Here is a 17407-nt window from a genome sequence, read left to right on the forward strand (position 1 = left end):
AGACGTGAAGCCTAGTACGCAAGCCGCTCAATGAAATTCTGGGTATAATGGAAACGATGCACCCCGACCCCCAGGTGAGTGTATTCCTCGTTCAGAAGTGCTTGCCGATGCCCCTCACTGTTAAGCCAGCCGTGCATGGCAGCAGGGGCATCTGGATACTGGGCCGCTATATTCTCTCCCGCCGTAATGTATGGTATGTCAAGCACCCCCAAGCGTTCCTTTAATCCGTCACCATTTAGGCTGGTATGGGAAAAGTATTCCTGTTCAGCCATATCTCTACTGTGTCCATAGGCAACTTGGCTGACAGACTCTTCCCATTCTAAAGCCGACCTGCCATGCTGGTGACGAATAACATTGGTAATATCAAAGATTTGCTGTTCCTTTCCATCCTCTATCTCCGTCCACTTATCATCGGTAAAATCAGGCTCTTCTGGAAGACTCCCTCTATATTCAACCTGGTACGGGCGATGGGATAGAAGCATGTCTCCATTCATAACCCGTATAGAGGATAATTGATCCGTAAATATATCAAAATATGCTTGAACAAATAAATCATCAGATACTTTGGCCAGTGGCCGCTTCTGCAAATCTTCCGGCCCCAGATGAAATGTATAAGAGGATAAGCCGTCCTGAAAGTCGACTTCTTCTGAAAAGGATAAGTGCTCTGACACCCGTGAATAGCTGTCCCCCATAGAAACAGGCTCGACGTCAAAGCCCTCTCCTACCGCATAGACACCTACAATCTCTTGTTGCTCGTCAACCGCGAATTGAACATAGTAGCTTATTTGATCTGTATATATCCACCACTTATAGCCATATGGACTATCATCTTTTCGAGAAGGATCCCCCATCTCAGACGTCAGAGCATCCGTTGTCAAACCAGTCCAATGGAATAAACTTCCTTCTAGTGGATTCTCCTCCGCCTCCGGGGCTTCCTTAGACCCCAGCTGCATCTTCTTCTCTTTCACTACATTGCTGATTTTTTCTATAGGGTCCTCGGTAGGTAATTCAAGCCGTTCCAACAAATAATACCCTCCAAAGAGAACTACAGACAGAACAAACAGCATTTTTAACAAACGCATCATTTATAGCTCCTTCTCTTTGATCTATACTAACCTATATGCTTAATTCCATGGTTCCATTCTATTCCCTCTATTATAGTAAAAAGTAGAGGGAAATAAACAGTTACATCAAAAAAGTGACAGATAAACGTTTACTTCATTTCAATTGCAAGTTAATGGATTTCGTACTATTATAAATAAGGAAGGATAATTAGGAGAGGTGAAGAAGATGAAATTGGAAAATACAGGGATAGAGGATATCACCATCGACTTAAAGCCCCTGGACCATATAACAGGGAATCATGCTTTTATACGTGCCGGCCAATGGGATTATGAAAGAGTGACATATGATTATAAAATCAATTCAAATGAAAAGAATATTACATACTATATCCGTGTCCAAGGATATGCCATCGAAGGTGATGTAGATAGGGGCAACGCTATAATTAAGCTGATGCCGCCGCTTCTTGGGAAGCACTACTATCCGCATGGAGTGGAATACGGAGAAGAAGAAAATTTCCCGGAAAGCCTGATAGAACGTTCCCAAAACCTGGTGGCCAAGCTCGCAGAAGACATTGCCGAATATCAAAAATAATGTAGGGCCAAACCAACTGTTCAAAAATGTAGGGCAGTTGGTTTTTATTCGCATTTCTTCTTTTATTATTCAATGATGGTTAAACAGGTATGTCTGAAGGGTGCCGCCCTCATACGGGATATCTGATCTTTTTCATTTCTAAAGGAGGCAATGTACTAACTTGTTCCGATCTATAACAAAACGCCAATGGAGTTTAATTTTATTGGCTATAGTGCTTCTCTTATTCGCTATATTTATTTTACCGGTGTCTATTCCTCTGATTCTTGCATTTTTGACAGCTTTGGTTCTTAATCCTTTAATAAGATGGATGCAGCGAAAAGGAAGAATGAACAGAAAACTTTCGGTAACTGTTGTCTTTCTTATTTTCCTCCTGTTTATCGGGGTTGTTGGAACCTTTACAGTTACAAAGGCTGTGACACAGGTAGTTAATTTCGTTGAAGATGTACCCGCATATGTGAATCAGATGAACCGCATCTATCAGGACTGGGAAAATCGAGTGCAGCAATATACAGACACACTCCCCCCTGAATTTGTCGACCAGGCATCCGAAAGTATTGAGGATAGTCTCACTTCTCTTAGCAATACTGCTAAAGAAATTATCACCATTGATAATATTGCACAGATATTCGCAAAGGTGCCTCAATATCTTGTCAGCTTTATTGTATATTTAATTGCCCTATTTCTCTTCATGCTGGAGCTTCCCAACCTGAAGTCTAAGACGTACCATATGCTTACAAATGAAACAGCTGAGAAAGTTTCTTTTATGAATGATCGGCTGAAAAGCGTATTTTTCGGCTTTTTCAAAGCTCAGTTCCTGGTAAGTCTCATTATTCTTGCCGTCACATTGTTAGGCCTATATTTAATAGTGCCAGAAGTAGCATTGATCATGGGTTTAATCATTTGGATTGTAGACCTGATTCCCATAATCGGATCAATTGCCGTACTCGGCCCTTGGTCATTATTCCTGCTGCTTGCGGGTAATGTTTCTACTGGGGTTCAGCTGGCAATTCTGGCAATCATCCTGTTGGCTATCCGTAGAACTGTAGAGCCGAAAGTAATGGGACAGCATATTGGCCTTTCCCCCTTAGCAACATTAATTGCAATGTTCCTGGGACTTCAGCTGATAGGCATACTTGGGTTTATTCTAGGGCCCCTGCTTGTGATTGCATTTAACTCTGCAAGGGAAGCAGGAATTATCAAAGGTAAAATTAAAATCTAAATAGATGAAATCAGTAACTTTTTGATAAAGTGGCAGACCATAATAGCCTATTCGTTCCGTACATCTAGTTGTTGGCCTTATGGTCTCTCTATTCCATAACCGAAAAAAACCTAGCATTTGACATAAAAAAGAATAGCACACCCTTCTTTGGAATCATGCAATTGTAATTGCCATGGGACGAAGAAGGGCGTGCTATTTATTTTGTTTTATGGACAAAGGACACTGGCTGACGGCTTCACCTAAGACAATAAGTAAAATGGCTTGGATAATCCAAGCCATTTCAAAATAATAATGATAACCGTTCATGACGAGTTGCTGTGTTCTATGTTCCGAAAATTGCTTTCAGCATACTGGTGGTTTCTCCACCGTCATACAAGATATACAGCAGAAGATAGACCATCACACCAGTAATTGCAGTGAAAAACCAAATGATGCTTGTGTATGGTCCTAGTTTCCGATGTTTTATGATCTTCCTTTTAAATGCCAGAGTAAGAGATACGATCCCGAATACAGCTCCGGAAGTGGCAAGAATTATATGAAAGACTAGGAAAATTGTATAGTAAATCTCCAATTCTTCCGGTCCACCGAAACTAGTATTCCCTACGAAAATGGTACGGGATACATAAATGATGAAAAACAGCAACGCACTGACAGCAGCTGCAATCATCACCTTCCTATGCCCTGCTGCATTTCCCTTGCTGATCAATCTCCATCCGACTGCCACCAATATGGCACTTAAAACAATAAAAAAGGTACTGAGTGTCGGTAAAAAAGGCATAATTTACTTAATCCTCTCTTCTAGGAAGTTTGATTTATGCTTTCTATGCTTAATGAGTTTGAGCCGGTGCAGGATCTATTTTTCCATTATCCTCTGACGACCACTGGAGAAACACCCTAGCTAAGATGACCCCATAGGTTATTTCCTGAATAACTTTCATAATTATCCCGCCCAATTGCTGGTCGAGCATTGTACTCATCGGTGAGAAAATTTCCGGTCCTGATAAAGGAATAGATATTCCCTGCAGAACATCCCCAGGCACACAGAGGCTTAAAGCCTGTACCCATGCCCCACTTTGGCTATATGCTGCATATAATGGTTCGCTCGCGAAAATAATCAATACACAAGCAGGAGTTATTAAGACGCCGTTTGCGAAAATATACAGGATTTTCAGCATCGGCTTCATTCTATCCAATTCCTTTACTGGCGCAGTGATCGGCAGCCACATAATAAATGCTGAAAGAAGTAAAACTCCATGAATGATTGCGTGAGCAGCAGGAGAAGACTTCGAAAAGTCAAATATTACTGGAATATGGTAAACGGAAAAGATGGCATTGAACAATAACAATGAAATTACCGGTTTGGTCAGCAGCCGAATTACCGGCTTAACTATCGGTGCAAATAATAATTTCTCCCATATCCAAACAGGCAATCCTTTAATAATCAGGATAGGAAAAATCAATAAATAGCCTGCCATCTGAATCATATGTCCCGTAAGTGTAATATGAGATAACAGATCAATTGGCGAACCTTTTACCACATACAGCAGAACTAAAGCTGAGTAGAAGAGCCATTTTTGACGATGGTCTGGTTCCTCAACATCCCCAAACTTATATCGGTAAGGACCGGTGACTAAATAATAGACCACTGCAAGCATTAAAATGAACAAAGCGAAATAAGGGCTCCATAAGGCGCGGAAGCCAAAAATTTGTAATTCCAGCCACATATTCTTTCACTCCATAGATGGATTTATATCTTCTTATTATAACGCATAAGACATAGGGAAAACAGGCGAGAATTTGACGATTTTCGCACATGAACGAACAGATTGCACCTTCCAGGTGCGATAGATGCTTCCCCCTTGTCCATACAAAAAGACCGGGAAGAACCCGGTCTTATGTATTACTTACCACCAAGTGATGACGAGAAGGGCTGCAAGAGTCAAGCTTGCTGCAAAAACTCCTCCATAAATCATCAGCGAGGGCATTTCATGTCCTTTATCCTTCATATGCATGAAATAGTAAAATTGAAAACCTACCTGGATTACTGCAAGGATAAGCAGAATTGGAATGAGAAACATGCTATCAAGTGACCCTGATGCCACCAATCCAAAGGCAATCAGTGTAAAACCGATCATCAATGCAAAGGATATCAGCTGTTTCTTCATTTCCTCTTTTTTCTTTTGCCTGTGGAAGGTATCCATTTTATTGGTGTTTGAGTTCTCAGCCATAATTAGCTCACCATCCCCATCAAGTATACAACGGTAAAGATAAATACCCATACAACATCAATAAAGTGCCAGTAAAGACTGAATGTATAGAACTTTGGAGCGTTGTACAGATTCAATCCTCGTTTTGCATTCCGCACCATCAATGCAATCAGCCAGCTCAGCCCGAATGCTACGTGGCCGCCGTGAAATCCGACGAGTGTGTAGAAAGCAGAGCCAAATGCTGATGAACGGAAAGTAAATCCGTAGTCATGAATATAGTGTGCAAACTCATAAATTTCACAGGCAAGGAAAGCAATACCCAATAGAGCAGTAATTCCAAGCCAAAGCTGCATCTTGGCAAAATCGTTGTTTTTCATATGATAAATGGCATAAACACTAGTCAAAGAACTTGTCAACAACAGAATTGTCATGATGAAAACAAGCTCCAAGCCAAATAGGTCCTGTGAACCAGGCCCGCCTGCAGTCGAATCTTTTAAAGCTAGATACGTCCCAAACAGACAAGCGAATAATACGGTTTCACCACCAAGGAAGAACCACAGGCCGAGAAATTTATTTTTCCCTTCATGGGTGGCCTTTTCTGGTTCTTGTGGCATTGTTTCAGGGTTTAAGGAATGATCGTGACTCATCTCATTCAGCCTCCCTTTCAAGTTCTTCTTTGGATATATGATGACCATAGTCATCTTTCAGGGAGCGGATCAACATGGATCCTAAAGCGATAGCCATACCGACATATACAGCAATCAGCCAAGCACTGTTATCTGTCTGGTATATAAAGCCAAAACTTGCGATGGTAAAACCGATAGTCATAATCAATGGCAGTATGGATCCATTCGGCATATGAATTTCATCCAGAGGCTCTGCCGGAGTCATTTTAGAATTGCCATCCATTTTCTCTATCCACAACGGATCAAGTCCTCGAACCAATGGCATTTGGGCAAAGTTATAATGCTTAGGAGGAGAAGATATTGCCCACTCCAGGGTACGTCCATCCCATGGATCTGCTGGAGCTTTTTCTCCTTTCACAGATGTGTAGATGATATTGATGACAAAGAGCAGCCCGCCAAGGCCCATCAGCAGTGCACCTACTGTACTAATCAGGTTCCCGGTATCCAATCCTTGATTTTCCAGGAATACCCAATAACGGCGCGGCATCCCCATCAATCCAAGGAAGTGCTGGATAAAGAAAGTGAGATGGAAGCCGATAAAGAACAGCCAGAATGAGATTTTACCCATCGTTTCATTCAAAATTCTGCCAAACATCTTAGGCCACCAGTAATGCAGCCCAGCCAGAATTCCAAATACCACACCACCGACAATTACATAGTGGAAGTGTGCTACAACAAAGTATGTGTCATGATACTGATAGTCGGCAACAGATGAAGCAAGCATTACACCAGTCATCCCACCGATAGTAAAGGAAGGAATGAACGCTAAAGTCCAAAGCATTGCCGAATTGATGGTAATGCTTCCTCCCCACATAGTGGCCAACCAGTTAAAGATCTTGATACCGGTCGGTACCGCAATGGCCATAGTCGCAATTGCAAAGATGGCATTAGCAGTTGGTCCAAGGCCTACAGTGAACATGTGGTGTGCCCATACCATGAAGCCAAGGAAGGCAATCAAAATTGTAGCGAACACCATGGCTGTATAACCAAACAAGCGTTTTTTCGAAAATGTAGGAAAGGTCTCACTGAATATCCCGAACGCCGGAAGAATCAAAATATATACTTCCGGGTGACCAAAGATCCAAAATAGATGCTGCCAAATTACGGCATTACCGCCAAGAGCCACATCAAAGAACGCGGATCCAAACATACGGTCGAACATTAAAAGAAACAGTCCTACTGTCAAAGCAGGAAATGCAAATAGAATCAGGACACTGATGACGAATGTCGTCCATGTAAATAAAGGCATACGCATATATGTCATACCCGGCGCACGCATTGTAACGATGGTAACAAGAAAGTTGATACCACCTATTAACGTACCGGCACCAGAAAGCTGAAGCCCCATCACATAGAAGTCCACTCCATGCCCGGGTGATTGAATTGAAAGCGGCGCGTAAGAAGTCCACCCTGCATCAGGTGCTCCTCCAAGGAACCAACTACAGTTCAGTAGGACACCGCCAAGAAAGAAGAGCCAAAAGCCCAATGAATTCAAAAACGGAAAAGCTACATCCCTGGCACCAATTTGTAATGGCATGATATAGTTCATCAAGCCGATCAATAACGGCATCGCAGCCAGGAATATCATCGTCGTTCCGTGCATGGTAATCATTTCATTATAGAGACCTGCACTGATAAAATCATTTTCAGGCACCATAAGCTGAATACGTATAATCATTGCTTCGAGTCCGCCGAGAATGAAGAAGAACCCGCCACCAATCAGGTAAAGTATCCCGATTTTCTTATGGTCTACAGTGGTCAGGTAATCCCACAGAACAGCGCCGAAGCCTCTGTTTTGAGTAGCTGTACTCAAAGTTTAAACCTCCCTTTAACTTCTTCCATCCCTTGATAGTCTTTAATTAGTTTCCTGCGCTTTCAGGTGTGATCTCTGAGTGCTCAAGCTGCATCAAGTATTCTGCAATACTGCTTGCCTCTTCTTCAGAAAGCTGCGGGTAGTTTCCGGTCATTTTGTTCCCTGGTTTAATTGCTTCAGGGTCTAATAACCAATCAACAAGGTTTTCTTTTGTCGGTTCCAGAATTCCGGCAACTGTTGTACGGTTCCCGAAGTTGGTAAGGTTCGGACCAACATTGTTCGGCGAAGATCCAATGGCATGACAGGCAACACAGCTGTTTTCTTCAAACAGTGCTTTTCCGTCCTGTGCGACAGCATCCTGTGGCTCTGCATCCGCATTCACATTCTGCATGTCCTCTACCCATTGATCGAATTCCTCAGGGCTTACTACTACAACTTTGAAGTCCATCAAAGAGTGACCCGGACCACAAAGTTCAGCACATTTGCCCCAGTACACACCTTCCTCTTCAGCCTCAAGGAACATGGTGTTTTCATTCTCTGGATTCACATCCATTTTACCGGAGATTGCCGGTACCCAAAAGGAGTGAATGACATCGGAAGCTACCATATCCAGATAGACTCTTTCACCGGCTGGAATGTACATATCCTGACTTGTCTGGATTTCCTGACCCTTATAGTTGAAATGCCACCAGTACTGATTACCGGTAACTTCAATGGTCAATCCATCCTGCTTGCCGGATTCGTCTGCCAAGTCATACGTGGCAGCTACTGTAGGAACAGCAATAACCAATACAAGGATTATCGGGATGACTGTCCAGACAGTTTCCAATGTTTTGTTCCCTTCCACCTGTTTCGGTATGTAATCATCCTGCCCTTTCTTTTTCCGGAAGCGTACAAGTGCAAGCACAAAGACAATCATTACAATCAGAAATACAAAAATCATGACAATAGTGGAAAGAATGATTAAGTCCATGGAAGTCTCAGCACCATACCCTTTTGGAATGAATGCAGACAAATTTTCTTTTCCGCAGCCTGCTAGCAACAGTGCTACAAATCCCAGAGGAAAGATTTTTTTGAAATTTCCCATCCAACCTTTCATGTATCCATACCTCTCTTTCTCTTTATGAATTCCTTATATTAAAATTATTTAAGGACCAATGTTAATTGAAAATAGGCAATGTAACTATTATCATCATCAAAAACATGATAGTTAAATAATTTAAGGAGTAAATAAATATGATATTTGCCCATTTAAGTGCATCTTTCATAAAAAATCCCCTAAGGCCAATGATCAACCAGCCCAGGTTTAAGAGTGTTGCAATAACCACAAATACAGTACCCAGTGACGACAGTAGAAATGGCAACGGCATCAAGCATGCGATGTAGACGACAATCTGCCGCTTGGTGAATTCAAAACCATAAACAACCGGCAGCATTGGAACTCCTGCGGCTCGGTAATCCTCCACTTTCTTCATCGCAAGTGCGAGGAAGTGTGGCGTCTGCCATATAAACATGATTAAGAATAGAGTTACCGGGACCACATGCAAAGAAGGATCCACTGCTGCCCATCCAATCAATGGAGGCATGGCTCCCGAAAAACTTCCGATGACCGTATTTAACGTGTACCTCCGCTTTGCCCACATGGTGTACAGCACTACATAAGCAAACCAACCGAACAATCCAAGTGCGGCCGCTTCTACCGTAGTAAACAACAGCATAATCAAACCAATAATAGTAGTAGAAAGCCCCATAGCCAAAACAGTGTGAAGGGAGAAATTGCCTGTTACTGTCGGCCGCCCCTTTGTCCGTGACATTTGAGGGTCTATATCCACATCATACCAATTGTTTAATATACACCCTCCAGCAATGACAAGAGCTGTACCGCCCATGGTCAGAAGGAATATATCCCACATTGCTGTTATCGAAGCACCAGTAAAGTATAGTGCCAGCCAAAAGCCTGCAAAAGCTGTAATCAGGTTGGAATTGATGATCCCTACCTTTATCAGAGCTTTTAAATCGGCGATTAATGTTGGTTTCGGATCTTCTATAACAGCATCTTTCTTAATGAGCTGTGAAGAAGAAGTCTCCACGTTGTCCATCTATAATTATCCCCCCTTCACTATCCGCTTGATTGAGCATTCAGTTTTAGAATACTTGTTGAGCAGATATTCTTGCCCGTATGCATATAACCGCATCAATTGTACCATGGAATCTCTGGATTATCTAACCAATTTTCAGGTTTCCAAGTTCCATTAAGACATTATGTACTCGCTTATGTACGTAAATAAAAAACGAATATCTGCAAATTTTGCAAGTACATAACAATTACATATGGATGAATTATAGCATACCTCTTTAGACTATTTCTAGCAAACAAAGGGGTAGAATGCAAGCGTTTATTCCCTTTTTGACAAAGAATTGACAAATTCAGCCTGCAACTGTAACAATTATGTGTCAGTTTATTTGTTTTCTTGAAATTCCGTTGCTTTCTTCTTTGTAATGGTATTATTATAATAGTATTGCCTAAATTTTTGTCTATCATTTTACATAATTCATACAAAGTGAGGATGCATATCAATGAAAATATTAAAGTGGCTCTCCGTCCTTGCAACTTTAGGAATGGTTTTTGTGCTAACAGGGGGAGCACTTGTCACGAAAACCGGGTCAGCAGACGGCTGCGGAGACAGCTGGCCATTATGTCATGGCGAAATCATTCCCAGTGAGATAACTCCAGAACTCGTGATTGAACTAAGCCATAGGCTGGTATCGGGCAGCATGGGAATAATTGTTGTGATATTGGCAGTACTTGCATGGAAGAAAATCGGGCATGTGCGCGAAGTGAAACTACTGTCTTTTTTATCTGTATTCTTTCTTGTTGCCCAAGCATTAATCGGTGCTGCTGCGGTAGTATGGGAACAGAATGACTTTGTTCTTGCCATCCATTTTGGAATCTCTTTGATTTCATTTGCTTCTATCCTCCTTTTGACCCTTTTGGTATTCGAAGTGGATAAAAAATTCGACGCAAAGTCACTTTTTATCAAGAAAAAACATCGGATGGAGATATACGCACTTAGTATTTATACCTTCCTTGTCGTCTACTCAGGCGCTCTAGTAAGACATACAGAGGCAAACCTAGTCTGCGGCAGCTGGCCATTCTGTAATAATACAGCTCCATTGGATTTGGCCAACTATAGCCTAGAGCAGTGGATTCAGATGGGACACCGTCTGGCAGCAGGTATTTTGTTCATTTTGGCACTTACAGCCAGTCTCCGCCTGATTAGCAATTACAAGCACTCAAGCGTCATGCGGGGGGGATGGATTCTTATATTGGCTCTAATAAGCTTACAGGTGATAACCGGCGCATTGATTATTCTAACTATGCTCAATCTAGGAATCGCTCTGCTCCATGCATTAATTATTTCCTGCTTCTTTGGTCTATTAAGCTACTTTATCCTTCTTTCCTCCAGAAGTGCCAAATATGAAAGAGAGCAATAAAGAAACAGGCTTTCCATCAGTATATGGAAAGCCTGTTTTGTATTTGAATAGAAAATCCTTCTTAGCTAGTTAAGCCTTTAGGTATAACCAATCTCTTTCGTTTATCGAACTCAATATAGAATGCTCTAAACCAATCGAGGTGGATCGGCCTAAAAAAAGCTTTTTCCATAATGAAAGGGGTTGGGAAAAATTGTTTAATCAAAAGAAAAAGCCGAACTAACTAAAAATCTTGTGAAATGGGAACACCCGCTGCGGAAATACACTTCGCTTTCCACGGGCGGCTGCTGAGCCTCCGAGTGCTATCGCACTTCGGGGTCTCACCTAGGCCTTTCCTCCCGTTGGAGTCTACGTATATTTCCTCCGCTGATTCAGTTCATTGTTCATCTTTTGAGTAAAGCAATTTAGTCTTGTCACAACCCCTTCTTTCATAACCTTGTTGAAAAGTTATTCAAACTCTATAAGCAAATCGTCTACCGCGATGGTATCTCCCTTGCTTACGTAAACTTCTTTTATTACTCCTGAGTAAGGCGCTTGTACAGTGGTCTCCATCTTCATAGCTTCATTGATCAGTAGATAGTCGCCCTTGTTTACTTCATCGCCTTTTGCACAATTCACTTCTAAAACAGTGCCAGGCATTGTAGCCCCGATGTGTTTATCATTTCTTTTATCTACTTTTTGCTTGGTAGCCAAGGCTGATTTAATGCTTTCATCCTTCACAACAATTTCTCTTCCTTGGCCATTGAGTTCGAAGTATACCACACGTGTACCGTCTTCCCTCGCTTCCGAAATGGAAACAAGCTTAACGATCAATGTCTTACCTTTCTCAATCTCCACTTCGATCTTTTCTCCAAGTTTCATACCGTAGAAGAAGGTCGGCGTATCCAACACGGACATGTCACCATAGGTTTCATAGAAATCATTATATTCATCGAATACTTTCGGATAGAGGGCATAAGCAATCAAGTCGAAGCTTGTCACTTCACGACCGAGCTTATTATACAGCTCATCTCTGAGTGAATCGAAATCGATCGGATCCAGCAGTTCGCCCGGTCTAACAGTAATAGGCTCTCTTCCTTTAAGGATAATACGTTGAAGCTCTTCAGGAAATCCTTGGTACGGCTGACCAATATACCCTTGTACAAATTCAATGACCGATTCTGGGAAATCCAGGGATTCGCCGCGTTCATAAATATCCTCTTCTGACAAGTTATTTTGTACCATAAATAATGTCATATCTCCAATTACTTTGGAAGACGGTGTTACTTTCACTACATCACCGAACATGTCATTTACTTTCCGGAACATTACCTTAACTTCATTCCAACAGTCTTCAAGCCCTACAGCCTTTGCCTGCTGCTTAAGGTTACTGTACTGTCCGCCTGGCATCTCATGCATATATATTTCTGTATGAGGAGCTTTCATCCCGCTTTCAAAGTCTTTGTAATACTCACGGATGCCTTCCCAATAATGGGAGAGTTCTTCATAATTATCTATGTCGACTTTTGGCTGACGTTCATTCCCTTCTAAGGCATGATACAGCGTCTGTGCACTCGGCTGGGAAGTCAGTCCGGCCATTGGGCCATTGGCAACATCCACTACATCCACTCCTGCCTCTACCGCACGTGCATATAGGTAAGTACCATTACCGCTTGTATCATGTGTATGAAGGTGTATAGGAAGATCCGTGCTTTCTTTAAGCGTGGAAATCAGCTGATATGCAGCCTCCGGTTTCAATAGTCCTGCCATATCTTTAATACCTAAGATATGTGCACCGGACTCCTCTAATTCTTTTGCCAGATTGGTATAATAGCTGAGATCATATTTGGACCGGCCTTTATCGAGAATATCACCGGTATAACACATGGTCGCCTCGGCAATTTTACCTGTTTCCCTGACTGATTCGATGGCCAGGGTCATCCCTTCTACCCAATTCAAGCTGTCGAAAATCCGAAAAACATCTATGCCGGCATTTGCACTTTTCTCTACAAATTCCTTAATTAGATTGTCCGGATAATTCTTATAGCCTACAGCATTGCTTGCACGCAACAGCATTTGCAGAAGGACATTCGGCATTTTCTGGCGCATATTAAGCAGTCTTTCCCATGGATCCTCTTTCAAGAAACGGTAGGCCACATCAAAGGTAGCCCCGCCCCACATTTCAACCGAAAACAAATTCGGAAGCATTCTTGCGGTCGGCTCAGCGATACGCTCAAGATCTTTGGAACGTACCCTTGTTGCTAGCAATGATTGATGGGCATCCCGGAAAGTAGTATCGGTCAGCAGAACCTCTTTTTGGCCCTTCAGCCATTTAGCTACTCCCTCAGGTCCTTGCTCGTCCAAAATCTGCTTCGTTCCACTTGGAATAGTCTCCAGTTTATCAATTTTCGGAACAATAAGTTTAGGGAAGTCCGGCTTTCCTGTTTTTCCGATGCCATCCATACCATTGACAGTAGTATGCCCAATGTAATTCAGCATCTTGGTACCGCGGTCCTTACGCCGTGGGAACACAAATAACTCTGGTGTCTCATCAACAAAATTGGTATTATACTCCGCATTTAGGAACTTTTCATGCAGAATAACATTTTCCAAGAATGGTATATTAGTCTTAATTCCTCGAATACGGAACTCTTTAAGATTACGCACCATCTTCAACGCAGCCTGCTCAAACGTTAATGCCCATGTTGAAACTTTAACAAGCAGTGAATCATAATGCGGGGAAATTACAGCACCCTGGAAACCATTCCCGGCATCTAGACGAACTCCAAAGCCACCGCCTGTACGATATGCCATGATACGGCCAGTATCAGGCATGAAATTATTGAGCGGATCCTCCGTGGTAACCCTGGATTGGATAGCGTAGCCGCTGGTTCTGATATCTTTCTGCTCAGGGATGCCGATTTCGGAACTATGCAATCCTAGTCCTTTAGCAACCTTGATTTGGGTCTGAACGATATCCACCCCAGTAATCATTTCGGTAATGGTGTGTTCTACCTGAACTCTTGGGTTCACTTCAATAAAGAAAAATTCCTCATCTGTCACAAGAAATTCAACTGTACCTGCGTTTTTATAATTCACATTTTTCATCAAGTCGACAGCCGCCTGACAGATTTCCTCCCTAAGCTCATCTTTAAGAGACAAACTTGGTGCAACTTCTACAAGCTTCTGATGCCTACGCTGTACAGAGCAATCCCTCTCATACAAGTGCACGAGGTTCCCATCATGGTCGCCGATGATTTGAACTTCTATGTGTTTTGGATTCTCTATGAATTTCTCCAAGTAAACTTCATCGTTGCCAAAAGCTGCTTTCGCTTCCGACTTGGCCCGGTCGTAAGATTCAGATAATTCCCCTTCACTTCGAACAATCCTCATGCCGCGTCCGCCGCCGCCAAGTGAAGCTTTTATGATAATAGGATATCCATGCTCTTTCCCGAAATTTTTTGCTTCCTCCAATGAACCTATTGCTCCATCAGTACCTGGAATAACAGGAATTCCAGCATCAATTGCCTGCTCTCTCGCTTTAACTTTATCCCCAAACATATTGAGGTGTTCACTTGTAGGCCCAATGAATATGATTCCCTCTTCTTCACAACGACGGGCAAAATCGATATTTTCGGACAAAAAGCCATAGCCCGGATGAATAGCATCCACTTCGACTTCTTTCGCTAGCTTGATAATCCCTTCAATGTCAAGATAAGCATCGATCGGCTTCTTTCCCTCGCCGACCAAATATGCTTCGTCGGCCTTGAAGCGATGGTATGCTTCTGTATCCTCTTTTGAATAGACTGCAACGGTACGAATATTCAGTTCGGTGCACGCCCTAAATACACGTATTGCAATCTCACCTCTGTTAGCAACAAGCACCTTATTTATTTGTTGTAATTCACCCATTTTTTTCCTCCTCCATGAATAGTTGTGTCTTTTTCTGTCATTCTTTTTCTGTCTGTTGCCTCTTGTCTTGTTGTACCTTCCCTGTTGACGTTCATGGCTATGTTGTTCAAAATCCCCATAGATGCCATCAACACCATAAGCGAGGAGCCTCCATAACTGACAAACGGGAGAGTAACTCCAGTGATGGGAAGGATTCCGCTGATGGACCCTAAATTGATGAATGCTTGAATGCCTACCATAGAAGAAATCCCTATAGCAAGCAGTGACCCGAAGCTGTCTTGACACTTTCGTGCGATAAATAATCCTCTAAGCACAATGACAGCAAGCAGTCCGATAACTATTACCACGCCGAGAAAGCCCAGTTCTTCTGCAATGATTGCCATGATGAAATCAGTATGTCCTTCCATCAAATAGCCAAGCTTTTGGACACTTTGACCGAGCCCTTCTCCGGTAATCCCTCCAACCCCAATAGCAAGATACGACTGAATAAGCTGATAACCGCTTGAATCGGGCGCCTGGAACGGCTGATAAGCCCCTGTAAACCTTTCAATTCTGGTTTCAGTAATCATATTCGGTATTGCTATCGCAATTATGATCATACCTAGGAGCATAAGCCATAATAAGTGTTTAAAACGAATTCCAGAACTGAAAATCACCGTACAGGCAATCAGAAAAATAATTGCGGCTGTTCCAATATCCGGCTGCAACACAATCAAACCAAGAATACCCACAGTCATAACCAGAGGGGGCAGCACTCCCGTGGAAAACTGACTGATATAATTCTGTTTTTTTGAATACACTGATGCCAGATACAAAATCAGGGCAAGTTTTGCAAATTCCGCAGGTTGCAGGCTGAGAGGACCAATTGTGAACCAAGATCTGGCATTATTGACGGTGTTGCCAAAAAGGAGAACACCTATGAGTAATAGAATAACACCAATGATTATAATTTTCATTAATTTTTGATAATATTTGTATGGAAATAGGGCACATGACCCAAAAACGACCAGACCCATGCTGAACCATATAGACTGCCTCACAAGGTAATGGGTGCTATCATGGCCTTCTACCACAGCGACTACCATACTGGCACTGTAGACCATGACCAAGCCAAAAGCTGCTAAAACAATAGGTGTAAAACTCAGTGTGAAGTCATAATCCTTTAATTTTTTCATCATCTATTTTCTCCCCAAATATGTAAATATGTGATTCTCTGCTTATCATCTTCGGGTATGGATCAGCAAGGGACATGGTTTCCGTCTATAGCCTCCAATAGTTAGTACAGAGGTGTACTTACAGGATAATATGAAGGTGTATTAAACTTGGGAATTCCGCAATCAGTTCAATGCGTTCCTTATGTGCAAAAAAACCTTGCCGTTTTAACATGCAGGCAAAGTTTTTGCTTGGTCACATAGCGCCTAAACATGATATATTCACACCATGTTACAGAGATTTTTGTGCTGCTTCATGCAGTATATTAAGCTTTTTCTCCAGATTTTCGAGAAGCTCTTTGCCTTCATCTTCACTGATCAAGTCTAATCTCACAGCAAAATCGATTTCTCGGGACAAACCAAACATCTGTGTATCCAGGACATCCTCATATACAGGACATTGCGGCATGGTCAGATTATCTATTTGAACTTCTATCAGTCGCAAAATTTTTTCTGCATCAGCCTTTAGAAGGGCATGAGCTTTTTCACGATGATTTAAGGTCACCTCAGGCATCAACTTAATCCCCCCCGCGAAAAGACTTCTTACTATATATTTATCTTAGCGGTAGAAGAGCGAAAATGCAAATAAAATTATAATTACCAGTACAGAAATAAACTTACCTGGTGAAAAATGGCCGTCTGTCTGCTATCCTTGAAATTGATACATATTTGAGGAGTGAGTATAATGATCGTACCAATCAAAGGAAATGTTTCCTATTCTATTACCTTGGATCCGACTGTGTGGATATTTGATGACCGCAAAGTACTACTTGAAGAAGCATTCAGCGGCCATACTAAAGTTGCAGAGAAAGACGAAGACGAAGCTGCTTCCGAGAGATTCAACCGGGAAGTTTACCAGCATCAGATTAAGCCTCCAGTCAACAAAAGCATCTCCAGGATGGAAGGCAAAGAAATATTAGCCAATTCTTATGTAATGCCAATCGAGGATTTTCTGCAACATGCAGAAATTAACCCGGGAGCAGTTGATGCAACCCTCGTGACCAAAGACGGAGAACACCGGTTATCACTCGATGAACTTCAAAATTCCTATTTCCTTTTCGCCGTAGACGGGAAGCCATTAAAAGAAGATGGTCCCGTCCATGTCTATTACGGAGATGGATCCAACCAAAAAGACCCGATCAAAAATGTTTTTGAAATCATCATCAATTAAATGTCAAAATTCCATATTTTATCTAGTGGGTGTAACATGTCCGTTACACCCTATTTTACGA

General features: G+C 42.2%; 15 protein-coding genes. 4 read left to right on the forward strand and 11 right to left on the reverse strand.

All coding sequences use genetic code 11. From position 1 onward, the window contains the following. Nucleotides 1-11 precede the first annotated feature (11 nt). Nucleotides 12-1082 carry a CAP domain-containing protein gene (locus ACFODW_RS17995; protein WP_390308316.1) on the reverse strand — a complete coding sequence of 357 codons (1071 nt, stop codon included), beginning with the start codon at nucleotides 1080-1082 and terminating at the stop codon, nucleotides 12-14. Nucleotides 1083-1290: 208 nt separating this feature from the next. Here ACFODW_RS17995 and ACFODW_RS18000 point away from each other — a divergent pair, with 208 nt between their 5' ends. Together ACFODW_RS18000 and ytvI are read left to right on the forward strand one after the other, a co-directional pair. Further along, complete coding sequence (locus ACFODW_RS18000; protein WP_390308318.1) at nucleotides 1291-1656, forward strand: YugN family protein; 366 nt, start codon at nucleotides 1291-1293, stop codon at nucleotides 1654-1656. 160 nt (nucleotides 1657-1816) lie between these two features. Then, a complete protein-coding gene (gene ytvI, locus ACFODW_RS18005) occupies nucleotides 1817-2875 on the forward strand; it encodes a sporulation integral membrane protein YtvI (RefSeq protein WP_390308319.1) in 1059 nt (352 codons plus the stop codon). A 322-nt stretch (nucleotides 2876-3197) separates the two neighbouring features. Here the strand turns inward: ytvI and ACFODW_RS18010 are convergent, their stop codons facing one another. The 7 genes from ACFODW_RS18010 to cyoE all read right to left on the reverse strand — a co-directional run bounded on the left by ACFODW_RS18010 (nucleotide 3198) and on the right by cyoE (nucleotide 9680). Beyond that, on the reverse strand, nucleotides 3198-3653 hold the full coding sequence (locus ACFODW_RS18010) for a DUF420 domain-containing protein (RefSeq protein WP_390308321.1): 456 nt from the start codon (nucleotides 3651-3653) through the stop codon (nucleotides 3198-3200). Between the two features lie 49 nt (nucleotides 3654-3702). Continuing rightward, nucleotides 3703-4599, reverse strand: coding sequence for a cytochrome c oxidase assembly factor CtaG (gene ctaG, locus ACFODW_RS18015; protein ID WP_390308323.1), 897 nt, complete (start codon nucleotides 4597-4599; stop codon nucleotides 3703-3705). 180 nt (nucleotides 4600-4779) lie between these two features. Continuing rightward, entirely contained in the window at nucleotides 4780-5103 is a 324-nt protein-coding gene (ctaF, locus tag ACFODW_RS18020) for a cytochrome c oxidase subunit IVB (RefSeq protein WP_390308325.1), read from the reverse strand. A gap of 2 nt (nucleotides 5104-5105) precedes the next feature. Further along, the gene (locus tag ACFODW_RS18025; RefSeq protein WP_390308326.1) at nucleotides 5106-5729 is read right to left on the reverse strand and encodes a cytochrome (ubi)quinol oxidase subunit III; all 624 of its coding nucleotides are present in this window, start codon (nucleotides 5727-5729) and stop codon (nucleotides 5106-5108) included. Between the two features lies 1 nt (nucleotide 5730). Beyond that, entirely contained in the window at nucleotides 5731-7581 is a 1851-nt protein-coding gene (gene ctaD, locus ACFODW_RS18030) for a cytochrome c oxidase subunit I (protein WP_390308328.1), read from the reverse strand. A gap of 46 nt (nucleotides 7582-7627) precedes the next feature. After that, nucleotides 7628-8680, reverse strand: a complete 1053-nt coding sequence (coxB, locus tag ACFODW_RS18035; RefSeq protein ID WP_390308330.1) for a cytochrome c oxidase subunit II — start codon at nucleotides 8678-8680, stop codon at nucleotides 7628-7630. Nucleotides 8681-8741: 61 nt separating this feature from the next. Continuing rightward, on the reverse strand, nucleotides 8742-9680 hold the full coding sequence (cyoE, locus tag ACFODW_RS18040; protein ID WP_390308331.1) for a heme o synthase: 939 nt from the start codon (nucleotides 9678-9680) through the stop codon (nucleotides 8742-8744). Nucleotides 9681-10158: 478 nt separating this feature from the next. Here cyoE and ACFODW_RS18045 point away from each other — a divergent pair, with 478 nt between their 5' ends. After that, entirely contained in the window at nucleotides 10159-11076 is a 918-nt protein-coding gene (locus ACFODW_RS18045) for a COX15/CtaA family protein (protein ID WP_390308333.1), read from the forward strand. A 444-nt stretch (nucleotides 11077-11520) separates the two neighbouring features. On the opposite strand, the gene pyc is transcribed toward ACFODW_RS18045, so the two are convergent. From pyc to ACFODW_RS18060, 3 genes are all read right to left on the reverse strand, one after another. Next, nucleotides 11521-14964 (reverse strand): pyruvate carboxylase, encoded by a 3444-nt coding sequence (gene pyc / locus ACFODW_RS18050; protein ID WP_390308335.1) that lies wholly within the window; start codon nucleotides 14962-14964, stop codon nucleotides 11521-11523. After that, entirely contained in the window at nucleotides 14943-16142 is a 1200-nt protein-coding gene (ftsW, locus tag ACFODW_RS18055) for a putative lipid II flippase FtsW (protein WP_390308337.1), read from the reverse strand. The genes pyc and ftsW overlap by 22 nt, the downstream gene beginning before the upstream one ends. A gap of 265 nt (nucleotides 16143-16407) precedes the next feature. Next, a complete protein-coding gene (locus ACFODW_RS18060; protein ID WP_390308339.1) occupies nucleotides 16408-16689 on the reverse strand; it encodes a YlaN family protein in 282 nt (93 codons plus the stop codon). 171 nt (nucleotides 16690-16860) lie between these two features. On the opposite strand from ACFODW_RS18060, the gene ACFODW_RS18065 reads away from it, so the two are divergent. After that, nucleotides 16861-17346 carry a hypothetical protein gene (locus ACFODW_RS18065; protein ID WP_390308341.1) on the forward strand — a complete coding sequence of 162 codons (486 nt, stop codon included), beginning with the start codon at nucleotides 16861-16863 and terminating at the stop codon, nucleotides 17344-17346. Nucleotides 17347-17407 lie beyond the last annotated feature (61 nt).

The sequence above is a fragment of the Virgibacillus sediminis genome, from assembly GCF_042643265.1.
GTDB classification, from domain to species: Bacteria; Bacillota; Bacilli; order Bacillales; family Amphibacillaceae; genus Virgibacillus_O; species Virgibacillus_O sediminis.